This is a genomic window from Shewanella sp. SP1S2-4 (assembly GCF_031932075.1).
Taxonomy (GTDB): domain Bacteria; phylum Pseudomonadota; class Gammaproteobacteria; order Enterobacterales; family Shewanellaceae; genus Shewanella; species Shewanella baltica.
In genome coordinates, this window is record NZ_JAUOET010000019.1 from 1 (window position 1) to 16,405 (window position 16,405).

Genomic DNA, 16,405 nt, shown 5'->3' on the forward strand with positions numbered 1-16,405 from the left:
AAACTATCTTCCCGCTGCCGCTCGACTTGCATGTGTTAGGCCTGCCGCCAGCGTTCAATCTGAGCCATGATCAAACTCTTCAATTAAAGTTTTGTTGTTTGACTTACGTCAAACGGCTCAACGAATTCTGTCATTTGTTTCCGCATTCTTTTCATAAAGAGAAGAAAGCGAAACCAAAATTATGTACATATTGCTATGAACACTCTTCATCATTGATTTAATTCTTTGACTGCCAACCCGAAGGTTAAGCAGTTTCGATTAACTCAACACCTGTGAGTGTCCACACAGATTTCTTGTTTTATCTTGTTAAAGAGCAATTCAATATCCGTAAGAGGACTTGAGTACCACACTGAGCGCCGAACGCTTCCAGTTGGCTAGGGCTGCGTATTCTACGCATTTCCCGTTTCGCGTCAAGGAGTATTTTTCAACTTCTTGCTGCGCTTGAATTAAATGCTTAAAAGCGACTCAATTCAACCTAACTCGTCAGCTGGCTTTCGCTGTCTGCCGTGTCAGTGGATGCGCATTATAGGGAGTGAAACTTTTTGTGCAACCCCTATTTTTAAGGAAATTTGCAGTTAATTCTAATTATCTAATCTAACCACACCATACCCACCACTTACCCCCAAAGTTATCCACATTTAAGTCAAAATAATGCCTTTACTCTACATTATTCATAGCAAAAGCACATGGGATGATCCGTTGGTAAATATGAAAATAGAAGGTTCAGGTCTTTCAAAAACTAGATTCAGTGAGGTGAAGCCAGACACTGATTGGGATAGCGCCTTTAGTGAACAACCTAAAGACAGATGCACTTGGCTATTGATGCTTATTTATTAATGCTTCGTTATTTATGGAATCCTAGCCTGTTATATGGAAGAGACGAAGCATCACTATATTAGAGAAGTTATTTGTACATATATGCGCAGAGAGAAACTTACCCACAAAAAAGCCAGCTTACGCTGGCTTTTGACATCAAGTTAGCTTATCAGTAATCGATTATACGGCTGACTGGAAGATCACTTCAGAGGCTTTCTTAGTGTAAGACTCGATTTGATCGAAGTTCAAGTAACGGTAAGTGTCAGCCGCTGTGGCGTCTAACTCTTTGGCGTATTCTTGATATTCTTCAGGTGACGGCAGGCGACCTAACAGTGCAGCAACCGCAGCCAGTTCAGCAGAGGCTAAGTAAACATTAGCGCCTGTACCTAAACGGTTAGGGAAGTTACGGGTAGAAGTCGATACCACAGTTGCACCTTCAGCTACACGTGCTTGGTTACCCATACACAGTGAACAGCCTGGGATCTCGATGCGCGCGCCTACACGACCGAAAATCGCATAATAGCCTTCTTCAGTCAGCTGATCTCTGTCCATCTTAGTCGGTGGAGCAATCCACAGACGGGTTGGCAGGGTTTTAGCGAACTTGTCTAACATCTTACCGGTTGCGCGGAAGTGACCAATGTTGGTCATACAAGAACCGACGAACACTTCGTCAATCTTAGTTTGCGCAACAGATGACAGCAGTACTGCATCATCAGGATCGTTTGGCGCACACAGGATTGGCTCTTTGATGTCGTTTAAATCGATTTCGATCACTGCAGCGTACTCAGCATCTTTATCGGCGCTCATCAGTTCAGGATTCGCTAACCACTCTTCCATACCTTTGATACGACGTTCAATGGTACGACGATCGCCGTAACCTTCAGCGATCATCCACTTCAGCATGATGATGTTTGAGTTCAGGTATTCGATGATAGGTTCTTTGTCTAACTTGATGGTACAACCGGCAGCAGAGCGCTCAGCTGAAGCATCAGATAGTTCGAAAGCTTGTTCAACTTTCAAGGTTTCAAGACCTTCGATTTCCAGTACGCGACCAGAGAAGATATTGACTTTACCTTTCTTCTCAACGGTCAGCATGCCCAGTTCAATGGCTTTTAATGGGATAGCATGGACCAGATCACGCAGTGTGATACCGGGTTGCATTTTGCCCTTGAAGCGCACTAATACTGATTCCGGCATGTCGAGCGGCATAACGCCAGTCGCCGCAGCAAACGCCACTAAGCCAGAACCTGCTGGGAATGAAATACCAATTGGGAAACGCGTGTGTGAGTCACCACCGGTACCAACGGTATCTGGTAGCAGCATACGGTTTAACCATGAGTGGATAACACCATCGCCTGGACGCAGTGATACACCGCCGCGGTTCATGATGAAATCTGGCAGAGTATGATGTGTGTTCACATCAACAGGCTTTGGATAAGCCGCAGTGTGACAGAATGACTGCATAGTCAAATCAGCACTGAAACCTAAGCAAGCTAAATCTTTCAGCTCGTCACGGGTCATAGGACCTGTGGTATCTTGTGAACCGACAGAAGTCATCTTAGGTTCGCAGTATTGGCCAGGACGCACGCCAGCTACGCCGCATGCTTTACCAACCATCTTCTGCGCTAGCGTGTAACCTTTACCCGTATCAGCCACGTCTTGTGAACGCACGAATACGTCAGATACGCCTAAACCTAATACTTCACGGGCTTTGTCAGTTAAACCACGACCAATGATCAGTGGAATACGACCACCAGCACGGACTTCGTCTAACAGCACTTCAGTTTTTAAGCTGAATTCTGAAATCACTTCGTCGCTGTCGTGACGCTTAACCACACCGGCGTATGGGTAGATGTCAATCACATCGCCCATTTCCATTTTGTTTACGTCAAGTTCAATTGGCAGTGCGCCCGCATCTTCCATAGTGTTGAAGAAAATCGGTGCAATTTTACCGCCAAGGCAGAAACCGCCAGCGCGCTTATTGGGTACGAATGGAATATCATCGCCCATAAACCACAGTACTGAGTTAGTCGCTGATTTACGTGATGAACCCGTACCCACAACATCGCCCACATAGACTAGTGGGAAACCTTGCGCTTTTAACGCTTCGATTTTTTTCACTGGGCCAACGGCGCCAGCAACGTCAGGCTCGATACCATCACGGGCGTTTTTCAGCATAGCTAACGCGTGTAATGGAATATCAGGACGTGACCAAGCATCTGGTGCTGGTGACAAGTCATCGGTGTTGGTTTCACCAGAGACTTTAAATACTGTCAGAGTGACTTTGTCGGCCAGTTTTGGACGGTTTAAGTACCAATCTGCATTCGCCCACGCTTCAACCACTTGCTTAGCAAACTCATTGCCCGCTTCCATCTTCTCAACCACATCGTGGAAAGAATCAAACATCAACAGAGTGTGAGATAAGGCTTTAACGGCTAAAGGTGCTAACGCTGGGTTATCCAGCTGCGCGATCAGAGGTTCGATGTTGTAGCCGCCTTGCATAGTGCCTAATAACTCAGTAGCACGCTCAGCAGACAAAATAGGTGATTTTTCAGTGCCTTTGGCAACCGCATCTAAGAAAGCAGCCTTAACATAAGCGGCTTCATCAACACCTGGGGGAATTCGATTTTCAAGCAGGTCGAGAACGAAAGCCTCTTCACCTGCGGGTGGGTTTTGAACTAACTTAACCAGTTCAGCCACTTGATGTGCATCTAATGGCTTAGGGACTACGCCCTCTGCAGCACGTTCTGCGACGTGTTTACGATATGCTTCTAGCACGGCAACATTCCTCTTTGTTTGGCGCTCTAACAACGAAACTGCACGTCTTCTTAATTGAAGCTGACAGTCCGACATGATCGACCCGTATTTCCGGCCTGCAGTATACTACAGCTTTGCAAAAGTATGAATCAGGTCACACTCGGCAAAAAGCGAAATAAGGACTAAATCCGGCGGCGAATGCCAACTTACGGGAATATTAAAACAAGTGAAATTAGACAATAGTTTGAAAACAGACAAAAAACCATACACTACAAATAGTTAACAATGTTTCATTAATTTTAAATCGAACAGGCAATTTTCAGCGCCCTAGATCAAATATGTGTAAATTTTTCTCATCTTGCGGCATTTTGGCTTTTAAGATGCAGTGCGAGAACTTACACTCAGGCTTAATTTACTGCATATCTCAGTTATTTCCCCAGTCCATCGGAGTACCAATGACATCCCTTAGCATTCAAGCCGTTATTTTTGATATGGATGGCGTTTTAATCGATTCAGAACCCCTATGGCAGCAGGTCGAGTATGAAGTGTTATCCGCACTTGGCGTGCCCGTGACCATAGAAACGATTCAACAAACCACAGGTTTACGCATCGACCAATGCGTGGATTATTGGTACCACAAGGCTCCTTGGCCTCACTACGACAATGCCAAGGTCAGCCAAGCGATTGTTGATAAGGTCGCGAGTGAAATTCTGATTAGCGGCGAAGCTATGCTGGGCGTTCACGAAGCAATTGATCACTGCCAAGCACTGGGTCTTAAAATCGGCTTAGCCACCTCCTCGTTTTACACCATTATCGAGGCGGTGCTCTCTAAGTTAGGACTCAGCGATAAATTTATGGCGGTGCAATCGGCCGAGGGCCTCACCTACGGCAAGCCGCACCCTGAAGTGTATTTGAATTGCGCTAAGGCGCTCGATGTCGATCCCCGCTATTGCCTTGCGATCGAAGATTCTTTTAACGGCTTAATTGCCGCTCGAGCGGCCAATATGCAAACGCTTGCGATCCCCGCGCCAGAGCAAAGAGGCGATGCTAAGTGGGTTATCGCCCACCATCAGGCTGAGAACTTATTGGCCTTGCCGACACTCTTAGCTCAATAACGCCATAACACGCCTAGCCTTAACTGGGCGGATAAGCTGAATTTTGGCCATATGGGTAATGAGTTTTTACCATATGGATGAATAGCAGAATGCTGTATGTACGAGAGGGGAGCCAATGAAGTACCTGTCTTTATTATCACCCGTATTATTACCCATGGGCTTAATACTCATGTCCGTCAGCTTGTCCGCTAATGCGGGTGGTGCTATGCACTGCAAGCAACAAGTGGTCAACACTGGCGATACCTTAACCACTGTGCAGGAGAAGTGCGGCTCACCCAGCGATATTCGCCAGTACAATCTGCCAGCGACTTATCTCAACTCAGACGGCGACCGAGTGATCGATCCCAGCAAGTTGCCGACTGAGTATCAAGAATGGACCTATGACTTTGGACCGACACGCTTAATGCGCCGGCTTTATGCCACTGATAATAAAGTCACAAAAATCGAATCCTTAGGTTACGGACATTAATCAGCAGCATCCTTGATTATTGTCATCAATAAAAAAGCCAAACATTGTCTGGCTTTTCTTATTTCAATCTACTGCATGTATTACCAAATTTTTACACGCTCATCTGGTGTTAAATACATTTCATCGCCTTCTTTCATCTCGAAAGCTTTATAGAAGGCTTCTACGTTACGGGGTGTCCCCATAGCGCGGTAGTGACTCGGTGAATGCGGATCTGTCAACAAGCGACGGCTCAGCTCTTCATCACGGTAGTTACGACGCCATACTTGCGACCAACCCACAAAGAAGCGTTGCTCACCCGTTAATCCATCAAGCACTGGCGCGGGTTTGCCGTTGAGGCTCATTAGATACGAGCGTGCCGCTACGGTTAAACCACCTAAGTCGCCGATGTTTTCCCCTAAGGTCAAATCACCGTTAACAAACTTGCCGGGCAGTGCTTCATAACCTGAGTATTGCGCTGACAGTTGTTTACCGCGTTTTTGGAACTCTTCGCGGTCTTTATCTGACCACCAATCACGCAGGTTACCGTCGCCATCGTACTTAGCACCTTGGTCATCGAAACCATGGCTGATTTCATGGCCGATCACAGCCCCAATACCACCGTAGTTCACCGCATCATCGGCATCCATATTGAAGAATGGCGGTTGCAGAATCGCCGCAGGGAATACGATTTCGTTTTTCACTGGGCTGTAATAAGCGTTCACCGTTTGTGGCGTCATGCCCCATTCGGTACGATCGATTGGCTTGCCAAGCTTGTTGATCATGTCTTGATATTCAAACTGAGCATAACGCATGTAGTTACCCACTAACTCGTCAGCCTTGATATCTAAACCTGAGTAATCTTTCCACTTATCTGGATAACCGATTTTATAGGTAAACTTAGCCAGTTTTTCTTGGGCGGCGACTTTGGTTTCTGGCGTCATCCACTCAAGTTCATTAATGCTGACCTCAAAACCTTTGATCAAGTTTTTGATCATAGTTTCCATACGCGCTTTAGCTTCTGGCTTGAAGTATTGCTTAACGTACTCTTCGCCCACTAACTCACCAATCACTTGGTCGGCGCCATCAACCGCCTTTTTCCAGCGTGGTTGTTGCTCTTCGATACCCATTAAGGTTTTGCTCTTAAAGGCGAAGTTCAAATCAACAAAGTTTTTGCTCAGTAACTCGGCGTAGCTATCTACTAAGTGGAACGCGAGATAATCCTGCCAAGCCGATACAGGAAAGGTCTCGAAGTCTGCACCGAGTTTTTCGAAGTAAGAGGGCTGGCGCACTATGATGTCAGTGACTTTGTCGCCTAAACCTGCGCTGGTCGCGAAGGCATTGAAATCAAATTGACCCGTTAACTTTTGCAGTTCAGCGCGATCTAACTTGTTGTAAGCCTTATTGGCGTCGCGGGATTCCACTCGGCTCCACTGACTTTTGGCGATCATCATTTCGATGTCGGCAACGTTTTTAGCCGCGCGTTTAGCGTCCTTGTATCCCGCTTCGGTCAGTATGTCTGTCACATACTTAGCCATGGCTTGGCGATTAGCGGCAAACTTAGGGTCATCTTTCAGGTAATAATCACGGTCCGGGAGGGTAAGGCCCGACTGACTTAGATATACGGCGTACTGAGTTGAGTTTTTAGCGTCATTATTGACGTAAAAACCAAAGGGAATACCAGAGCCGGTCGTCAACAATTTACCCATAACGGCTGGTAAATCAGCGTGTGTTTTTGCGCCAGCAATATCGGCCAGCAATGGCTTAAGCGGAGTAACGCCTAAGGTTTCAAGCAAATCGGTATTCATAAAGCTAGCGTTGAAATCACCAATTTTTTGCTCATTCGAGCCAGCAGCGGGATTCTTTTTAGCGGCCGCTTCGTCGATGATCTTTTTCAATGCATCTTGGCTTTGATCGTACAGCACAGAAAATGCGCCGTAGTTAGACTTGTCGGCAGGAATAGGCGTATTCGCCAACCATTTACCGTTAACGCTGTAATAGAAATCGTCTTGATGGCGAACTGAGGCATCAAAGTTTTGCAATTCAATGCCAGAAATCGCGGCGACTTCAGTTTTAGGCTCAGTACTACAAGCGGCTAAACCTAAACTCAGGGCGATACCCAGTGCCAGTGTGCTTATCTTCTTCATTGTTTTCCCCAGCTTCCTTAAGAGTTATTATTTTTCCCGCAAAACCTTAGCATCTTGCCACGCCCCACAGTAGCAAGATTTTGTAAAAGGATATGACACTTTTGCGACGCGCGAACTGATTTAGATAAGATGACATCAAAGTCGTTTAGGATTTTCATCGCACAAAAAGTAAGGGCACAACCTCAGTCATGCCCTTAAGATCTTCACACGCATCACTCGCTAGAAGTTTTTACCCACAAATAAATAGAAGGACTTATCGCCAAGATCTGTGATCCCAAAGCCGATTGCCGCAGGCCCCATGGAAGTATCAGTACCAATGTAGAGACTCGATGCATAAATCAAATCGGTAAGAGTGACTTCAGAGCGCTCATCCCAGACATTGCCCGCCTCCAAACTCCAACCTAGATACAAAGGATAATCTGTCATTCCGAGCGCATCACGCCCGAGATCATATTGATAAACAAAGGCGCCAAAGACTTTATGCGCGCCTGTCAGTGAGTCTTTATGGTAGCCAGATAGATTTAAAAATCCGCCCAGCTCAGATAGATGCAGCGTGTTCATCCCATCATTATCGTTGGTTGAAATCGATGCCTTACCCACAAAAGCATGATTGCCGACACTCAAGGCGCCCTTCCAGTCGGCCTCTATCTGCACACTGTATTCGTTTTGGTTATCGTCGATAATGTCATCGAAATCTTCATTGCGCACATAAACGTTTAAGGTCACGCGATTACCCGACGTCGGGAAACTAATACTGTCTAAGCTGTCGTAGCCGAATCTAAAGTAAGCTCCATAGGAGCTAAAATCCAAGTCCCTTGAAAGCCAAGCATCATTAATTATCGCGCCCTTCTCCGCCACTAAACCCAGCTCAATCATGCCCTGTGAGGTGTAGTTGTAGCCGATCCCGAGTTCGATGGTGTGGGTTTTCTTGTCAAAGGTGAGCAGGCGATTGTTGTTATCGTATAAGTCCCAATTACGGGTATCGTATTGATAACGGGCGCGGCTAAAGAATTGTTGGTCTCTGTCTAATGGCTGATAGAACTCAGTCGCAAACAACTTTTCCATACCGAGTTTGATTTCATTGCGCCACTCGCCGCCATTGAAGGTCAAATCCGTCATGGTATAGGCCATGTCAAAACTGATGGCAGATTCAGAGTTAAAATCATCCTCCCAGTTAAAGCCCAATTGGAAATAATTTGGCCCCCAAGACTTAGCTTTAGTGGTCACAGTCAGTACGCGGCCGTCTTCACCCTCGACAAACTCAGCATCGACACGCTCAAACTTATTGAGGGAGTAAATACGCTTTAACGCCTCATTGAGCTCGTCCTTAGACACAGCTTGCCCAGGCTTAATGTTCAAGGTTTCCGTTAAGAGATTCAGACTCACCTTAGATTGGTTATCGAAGACAATTTCATTAACAGAATGACGCACATCCGCCATTAACAACTTACCTTTGGCTTTTTTGGCCTCGACATAGGCGGCATATTCCTCAGGGCTCACGCTCATGCTGCTCAGCTTATCAAGCTGTCCATTAGCGGCTTCTTTGCCGAGCGTTAATGCCAAGGGCATGATAGTGAAATCAGTGGTGCTGAGGGCGTCGATCGCGGGACGGATCAACACGTCTTTATCAGTCAGCAGCAGTTTTTGTTTTTCGGTGCTGGCATTGGTTAAAAAGTTGGAGAGCTGATCGAGCACGGCAATAGTGCTGTCTAATTTATCTTTTTTGACCAGAGGTGAACCAATATCGACGGCAATAATAATATCGGCGCCCATGGCCTTAACGACATCGACAGGCATATTGTTGGCAATACCGCCATCGACCAATAACTTACCTTCAATTTGAGCGGGCTGCAGCGCACCGGGAACCGTCGCAGAGGCTTGCATGGCTTTGACCATGCTGCCGTGACTGATCACCACAGGTAAGCTAGTTTCTAAATCGGTCGCCACTGCACGGTAGGGAATGGCTAAATCATCGAAATTACCAAATTGCTGTACTAGATCGGTAGACTGACGTAGAAGCTGCGACATAGTCTGACCACGCAGCAACCCACTTGGCGCCCTTACTTGGCCTTCGTTATAACCAATGTTCAGCGGAATGTTGTATCGATCGCGTAACTGTTTATCCCTATAACTCAAAATATTGCGCGGGATAGTATCCGAGTAGCCACTGTCCCAATCAACGCCCATCATGATCGCTTCGACTTCGCTGGCGCTGTAACCCAAGGAGTACATGCCTGCGACATAGGCACCGATACTGGTGCCCGCGATGTAATCGACTGGGATGTTATGTTCTTCTAATATTTTGAGCACCCCCACATGGGCAGCGCCTTTAGCACCGCCGCCACTGAGTACGACACCAATTTTAAGGCGCTCTGCCGCCATCGACGGAGTCATGCACAAACACAAAATAATAGAAGCGAGTAGTTGACGCATCATGGTGAGGTTACTTTTTTATGGGATAAAAATCCGAGTTATATTACCAAACTTATCGATTTAACCGTCAGTCATATTTTATCTGGACCGACTAGTGATAAGACTGTGTACTATTTACACAAACAGATGCAGTTTAATTGAATAAATGACGAAACAAAATATCAATCATAGCTGAATATTTTGTCATTTAAATTTTAAGGACGCTGGTTTATATCTTGCTCGTATGGCCTATCGCCAATACAAATATCAAGGACGCATGATCAAACATAAACGAGCCGATAATAGGCTATATGATCTTACTTAATGCTCAATAGCAACGATTCTGTTATCTGTTTCTAAATAGCGTTCAAAATCAGCCACGCACATAGGCTTAGCAAAATAATACCCTTGAATAATATAACAGCCGCGGCTAAATACTTGCTCTAACTGCTCAACCGTCTCAATCCCTTCGGCAACCACATTTAATTTAAGGTTACGGGCTAATTCAATAATACTGCTCACAATCGCCTGATCGGCCTTATTGGTGGCGATATCAATCAAGAAGGAGCGATCGATTTTTAAGGTATTCACCTCAAAATGGCGTAAATAAGCCAGAGAAGAATAACCCGTCCCAAAGTCATCAATAGCAACTTCAATCCCCAAGGATTTCAATCGCGAGAGATGATCTTTAGCGACGTGCAGCTCTTTCATCAATACGCCTTCAGTGATTTCTAAGCCTAAAGACGCTGTCGGCATTTGGGTTTCATGCAGAATGCTTTGTATGTCTTCAATAAAATCTGGCTGTCTGAAATGCACCGCCGAAATATTAACCGACAACTTAAAGGTAGCGCCATAACGCTTTACCCAATATGCTCCCTGCACACAGGCTTGCCTTAACACCCAGCGGTCAATATCGACAATTAAACCGCAGGCCTCGGCGACTTTGATGAAAATATCGGGACGAATAAAACCATCCTGCGGATGTTTCCAGCGAATTAATGCTTCCATTCCTATGAGCTTATCGTTACGCAAAATATCAATTTGCGGCTGGTAATAAAGCTCGAACTCTTGCCGCTCTATGGCTTTACGTAAATCGGCCTCAAGCCGTAAATGATAGAGGGCTTGGGCATTACGCTCAGAGGAATAATATTGGAAATTCCCCCGTCCTTCTTCTTTGGCGTGATACATAGCAAGATCGGCATTCTTGATAAAGGCCTCGGGCTGCACCGCATCATCGGGCCAAATACTGATGCCAATGCTGGTCGAAATATAAAACTCACGGCCATATAACTTAAAAGGCGCCACGATTTGTTCCAGCAGCCGCTCGGCAATGTGGTTGATATCATCAATGCTGTTGGCATTTCTGAGTAAAATCACAAATTCATCGCCGCCAAAACGGCAGAGCATATGCTCGCTAGCAACACAGGACTGTAGTCGGCTTGAGGCTTCGACCAGTAAGGCATCGCCCATGCTATGACCATAGGAGTCATTAACATGCTTAAATCTATCGAGATCCAAGAACAATAGCGCCAATTTCTCGCCCGTTTGCTGCGCGGCCTGAATAGACTGTAATAGGCGACTAGAAAATAAGGAGCGGTTTGGCAATCCCGTAAGTACATCGTAATTGGCTAGGCGGCGTAAATCGGCTTCGGTTCGTTTACGTTCGGTAATATCCGAGAATACCACCACATAATGGGTCACTTTCCCATTGGCACTTTGCATCACAGATACGTTTAGCCATACAGGGCAAGGTTGCTGACTGGCGTTGATTAACTCACGCTCGCCCGTCCAAGACTGGCTATCACTGAGGAGTTGCTTGATTTCCGATGCCAAACCGTCATTCATCTGTACAAATTGGGTAAAAGATTGGCCAACTAAGTCAGCAGAATCGATGCCGATAATTTGCTGTGCCGCGTAATTCGCCACGCGAATACTGCCTTCGACATCTAAAATCAGTACACCTTCAGATGTGTTACCAAACGCTTTTGCCAGTAAATTCACTTCATCTTCTAACTGACGTTGCACGGTAATATCACTATAAATCCCTGCGACCCGCTCAATCTCATTGGAGTGCTTATTACGGGCAACGGGCCGCCCTCTTACCCTTAACCAGCCCCAATTACCGTCCTTGCGCTGATAGCGATATTCGGCTTCGAATCTATCTATCTCCCCCGATATCATACTATCCCACTGAGCGAGCGCTTTTTCCCTATCCTGTGGATGCACAGGCAACTCTGCTAAGCTCACAACAATCTCATTGGCATGGGTACCGAGAACTGCACCACGATTATCAAGATGAAATGCCTGAGTATTTTTATGCCATTCCCACAGATCTGAGTCACTACCGCGCAAAGATTGCCTCAGCCTGTCATCACTCTCTGTTAATGCCAGATTCATCTGCTTAAAGGTATTGATCTGACGTTGCCGATACCAAGCAAGACTTAAGGCAATAATAGCAAATAACAGCAGTAAAATGCCTTTAAAACCTTGGGATAACCACCAATGCTGCTCAACATAAAAGGGATAGGTAAAAGGTTTATCGGACCATATTCCATTGACCTGACTTAAAATATCTAAAACATAACCACCCGAAGCTAAACCTGCGAGGTTAATCTGCGACTCCCCCTGAAGCAGCACATAATTACTCTCTTCATCTTGATAACGTAATCGGTATTTAAATTGGATGGGCGAATCATCGAGATAATCTAAGTTAGTGATTTGAAAACTGACCATATTGGCTTCGGGTTTGATGGTCATCAGGTTGCGCGGCAACAGGGACACTTCGGTCGTGTTGTTATAGTACACAGAGACAGATTCAAGCATCACATGGTCATCGGTAATGCGATTGGCCAGCCTATCGACATCGAGTCGCATCACGCCCTCGGGCGTGCCTAAGTAAAAGCCTGTTTTAGGTGAGTAAAAATAGGCGCCTTCGTTCATCTCATCGGAAATTAAACCATCGAGCTGATTGAACATAGCAATCTCGCCCGTTTGGATATCCTGTCGCACCAAAGAATCCGAGCAGCCCACAAGATTAGACTTGGGCGTTTTTTGAATAAAAAACACTGAACTACAATTTAATTGCCACTCGGAGGTCAATGAAATTAACGATCCCGTTTGCTGATGGTATTCAAATAAACCTTTTTCATAGGAGCCAAACCAGATCACCCCAGGTAACATTTCTTCAATGTGACTGACCGTGGGTTGTGCTGCAAAAGCATTAAACAACTGCCGCTGATCATGAAACTCATTTTGGCCGTCGATGTACCCAAAGACTTTTTTACCGCCCACCCATAAACGACCGTCGGAGGTGCGATAAATCGTGCGGATAACGGGTCGCTTGGGGCCATCAAATTTGTCCGATGATTTATCAATATCAAAGGGCTGAGGTTCGTACAGTCCCATTTCCCAAAAATACAGCCCTGATGTGGTCGCAATCCAAATGCGTCCTTTCAGTTTAGGGTCGAGGTAGGTTTTATAAATGAGCTTATTTTTAAAGCCATCATTACCATGGGTCCACTTAGAAAAGCTGCTGCCTTGCAAAGTGTCTTTATCGACAACAAAGAGACCGCTAGTTGTCGATAATAGTAAATAATGCCCCTCAAACTCACTGATATCATAGATACTTTCATGGGGATTAAATCCCTCAATCGGCACGTTAAATGCCTTACTACTGCCTTTAGCAATAAAATCCAAATTGGAAGAACCTAGCCAAACGCCTTCATCACTGGCATGCACTGACCAAGTCATGGCATCACTCAATTGATAGGGTTCATCGCCAGTATAAGTGTCGAGGATAAAATCAGGCTGCGACGCCAATAACGCCAATCCATCGCCTGAACCTCCGACCCACATCAAACCCGCATCATCAAACAACATGGCTTTTAGCGTTTCCATGTCGGCCTCAACCTTCAACTCCTTTTGATAGTTTTCAATCTGGCGTGTTTCGGGCGACCATTTCAATAAACCGATACGACTGGAAAACCATAAATATCCTTTCGCATCTTCAACGATCGCTGTGCTCCAATCGGGCAATTCTGGCACGGGGATAATCTGCCTAGAAATTTGATCTAATTGATAAACGCCGCGGCCAGTCGCAATCCAGATCCTATGCTGAGAATCCTCTAACATATCGAGAATACTGCCCATAGATTCGGTCCAAGAGTATTGGAATACCCGCTCGCCATTTTGCTCTAGCAACTCTAATTGCAAGGTTCCCGCGACCAGCATTTGACTATTCGGCATGACCAGCAATTTACGCCAAGGGAGATCGCGGTTAACCGGCAACTGAGTAATAAGGCGCAGCTCGGACTTTGAAGGGGAGAATTCATATATCTGGCCATTATCAATTAATAATCGCCATGTTTTACTATTTTTTCGGGCTGCCGAGACCAGCGCACCACCGGGAAACTGCGGGAATAAATAGGGTGAACCAAAGGCGGTAAATTGATTTTGTGCTATGTCGTAAAGGTAAATCGCTGCGTTAGTGCTGACCAATAACTTATCACGTTCTATGTTCACCACTGAGGTTAAAAAGTCATCTGACAGTCGCGATTCGGTGCCGATTTTATCGATACGCCGCACCTTAGAATTACTCACCCGATACAAGCCCTGCTCAGTCGCTGCCCAAACAAAACCGTAATCATCTAAGGCCAAACCGCGGATACTGGTGACCGCTAAACCGTCCCTATCGGTAAACACTCGCTGCACAAAGCCACCCGCCCAAGCCGAGTGGACGCCAGTCAGTAAAAGGATGAAACATGTCAGAATTGTTCTAATTATTTTTGTTTGCATGTGACGGCTTACTTCATACATATACCCAAACCACCTCAAAATGCAGAATTCAGCGGCTGATGTTAACGGCATGATAACGCACTTTCAGCAAGGCTATTTATTGCTCCTGCATAAATGGCATTCACGACATATATGGCGATTGCGGCTATTTGTAGGCCTAGTGGGCTAAGTCAAAAATAGCCAACACGGCATAAAGTGCGTTGCCCCGTGGTTAACATCAGCCGCCGGGACGGAGCACCCAGGGCACTCCACTTCCGTGTTGCATCAATTCAAAAGGTGGCCGACATTTTTTCATTGATGCGCCTTGAATTGAAGCACCCTGGGCGCTCTGAAACTCGTATTTTGAGGTCGCTTGGGTATAACTGTACTGTAGCAGCTCAATCCTATCAATTCATCCGCTTGTTTACATAAAAGTTACAAAAAAATACAGGCAATAAAAAAGCGCTCAAATGAGCGCTTTTTTAATCGACAGCTAAATTACTTTTTCTTTGCCTTTGGGTTTGGCAAATCAGTAATAGAACCTTCGTACATTTCAGCCGCTAAGCCTACTGATTCGTGCAGTGTTGGGTGAGCGTGAATGGTTAATGCTAAATCTTCAGCATCACAACCCATTTCAATCGCTAAACCGATTTCGCCTAACAGCTCGCCGCCGTTAACGCCAACAATCGCACCACCGATTACGCGGTGAGTGTCTTTGTCGAAAATCAGTTTAGTCATGCCTTCACTCGCATCAGATGCGATAGCGCGGCCGCTTGCTGCCCATGGGAAAGTTGCGGTTTCGTAAGCAATACCTTGCTCTTTCGCTTCTTTCTCAGTTAAACCAACCCAAGCGACTTCTGGGTCAGTGTAAGCAATTGATGGGATCACTTTTGGATCGAAGTAGTGCTTCATGCCAGCGATAACTTCAGCCGCTACGTGGCCTTCGTGCACGCCTTTGTGAGCCAACATAGGTTGACCAACGATATCACCAATTGCATAGATGTGCGGTACGTTAGTACGCAGTTGCTTATCAACCTTGATAAAGCCACGCTCATCAACGTTAACACCTGCTTTTTCAGCATCTAACGACTTGCCATTAGGTGCACGGCCAATTGCTACTAATACTGCATCGTAACGGACTGCTTCAGTAGGGGCGCTCTTACCTTCCATAGAAACATAAATACCGTCTTCACGGGCTTCTACCGCTGTGACTTTAGTTTCAAGGATCAGGTTGAATTTCTTCTTGATTTGCTTAGTGAATACGCGAACAACGTCTTTATCAGCTGCTGGGATCACTTGGTCGAACATTTCAACCACGTCGATTTCACTGCCTAAAGAAGCGTACACAGTTCCCATTTCTAGGCCGATAATACCGCCGCCCATCACTAACAACTTGCCTGGAACTTCTTTCAGTTCTAATGCGTCAGTCGAATCCCAAATACGTGGATCTTCATGCGGAATGAATGGCAGTTTGATTGGGCGAGAACCCGCAGCAATGATAGCTTGCTCGAATTGAACCACTTTGACAGTGCCATCTTCAGCAGTCACTTCTAGCGTGTTAGGGCCAGTGAATTTACCAAAACCGTTAACCACGTTAACTTTACGCATTTTGGACATACCGCCCAATCCGCCAGTTAATTGGCCAATGACTTTTTCTTTAAAGCCACGTAACTTATCTAAATCGATAGTTGGCTCGCCGAAAACTACACCGTGAGCAGCAACGGCTTTGGCTTCTTCGATAACTTTAGCAACATGTAATAGGGCTTTAGATGGGATACAACCCACGTTAAGACACACGCCGCCTAAAGTGCTAAAACGTTCAACGATAATGGTTTCAAGACCTAAGTCCGCTGCACGGAAAGCCGCAGAATAACCTGCAGGACCTGCACCTAATACCACTACCTGAGTTTTGATTTCGTTACTCATGTTTTCCTCTAATT

Annotated in this window: 7 protein-coding genes and 1 rRNA gene; 2 read left to right on the forward strand and 6 right to left on the reverse strand. The window is 45.9% G+C overall.

Going from position 1 to position 16,405, the window contains the following annotated elements; translation table 11 throughout:
• Nucleotides 1-86 (reverse strand): 16S ribosomal RNA (locus Q4Q52_RS15830); the annotation flags it as partial.
• Nucleotides 87-996: 910 nt separating this feature from the next.
• Entirely contained in the window at nt 997-3,594 is a 2,598-nt protein-coding gene (acnB, locus tag Q4Q52_RS15835) for a bifunctional aconitate hydratase 2/2-methylisocitrate dehydratase (RefSeq protein WP_107946394.1), read from the reverse strand.
• Between the two features lie 434 nt (nt 3,595-4,028).
• On the opposite strand from acnB, the gene hxpB reads away from it, so the two are divergent.
• Nucleotides 4,029-4,688, forward strand: coding sequence for a hexitol phosphatase HxpB (gene hxpB, locus Q4Q52_RS15840; RefSeq protein WP_259573609.1), 660 nt, complete (start codon nt 4,029-4,031; stop codon nt 4,686-4,688).
• A 115-nt stretch (nt 4,689-4,803) separates the two neighbouring features.
• Nucleotides 4,804-5,157: a DUF2845 domain-containing protein gene (locus tag Q4Q52_RS15845; protein WP_311991057.1), complete on the forward strand. Its 354-nt coding sequence runs from the start codon at nt 4,804-4,806 to the stop codon at nt 5,155-5,157.
• Between the two features lie 80 nt (nt 5,158-5,237).
• On the opposite strand, the gene Q4Q52_RS15850 is transcribed toward Q4Q52_RS15845, so the two are convergent.
• From Q4Q52_RS15850 to lpdA, 4 genes are all read right to left on the reverse strand, one after another.
• Nucleotides 5,238-7,280 (reverse strand): M13-type metalloendopeptidase, encoded by a 2,043-nt coding sequence (locus tag Q4Q52_RS15850; RefSeq protein ID WP_311991058.1) that lies wholly within the window; start codon nt 7,278-7,280, stop codon nt 5,238-5,240.
• A gap of 219 nt (nt 7,281-7,499) precedes the next feature.
• Nucleotides 7,500-9,716, reverse strand: coding sequence for a patatin-like phospholipase family protein (locus Q4Q52_RS15855; protein ID WP_172599623.1), 2,217 nt, complete (start codon nt 9,714-9,716; stop codon nt 7,500-7,502).
• A 297-nt stretch (nt 9,717-10,013) separates the two neighbouring features.
• A complete protein-coding gene (locus Q4Q52_RS15860; protein WP_311991059.1) occupies nt 10,014-14,507 on the reverse strand; it encodes an EAL domain-containing protein in 4,494 nt (1,497 codons plus the stop codon).
• 456 nt (nt 14,508-14,963) lie between these two features.
• Nucleotides 14,964-16,391 carry a dihydrolipoyl dehydrogenase gene (lpdA, locus tag Q4Q52_RS15865; protein WP_006084361.1) on the reverse strand — a complete coding sequence of 476 codons (1,428 nt, stop codon included), beginning with the start codon at nt 16,389-16,391 and terminating at the stop codon, nt 14,964-14,966.
• Nucleotides 16,392-16,405: the final 14 nt, after the last annotated feature.

What these genes read in the sequence shown, in the direction of transcription:
- hxpB (WP_259573609.1), top strand. Translation starts at nt 4,029, where the DNA reads ATGACATCCCTTAGCATTCAAGCCGTTATTTTTGATATGGATGGCGTT.
- Q4Q52_RS15845 (WP_311991057.1), top strand. Translation starts at nt 4,804, where the DNA reads ATGAAGTACCTGTCTTTATTATCACCCGTATTATTACCCATGGGCTTA.
- Q4Q52_RS15850 (WP_311991058.1), bottom strand. Translation starts at nt 7,280, where the DNA reads ATGAAGAAGATAAGCACACTGGCACTGGGTATCGCCCTGAGTTTAGGT.
- Q4Q52_RS15855 (WP_172599623.1), bottom strand. Translation starts at nt 9,716, where the DNA reads ATGATGCGTCAACTACTCGCTTCTATTATTTTGTGTTTGTGCATGACT.
- Q4Q52_RS15860 (WP_311991059.1), bottom strand. Translation starts at nt 14,507, where the DNA reads ATGTATGAAGTAAGCCGTCACATGCAAACAAAAATAATTAGAACAATT.
- lpdA (WP_006084361.1), bottom strand. Translation starts at nt 16,391, where the DNA reads ATGAGTAACGAAATCAAAACTCAGGTAGTGGTATTAGGTGCAGGTCCT.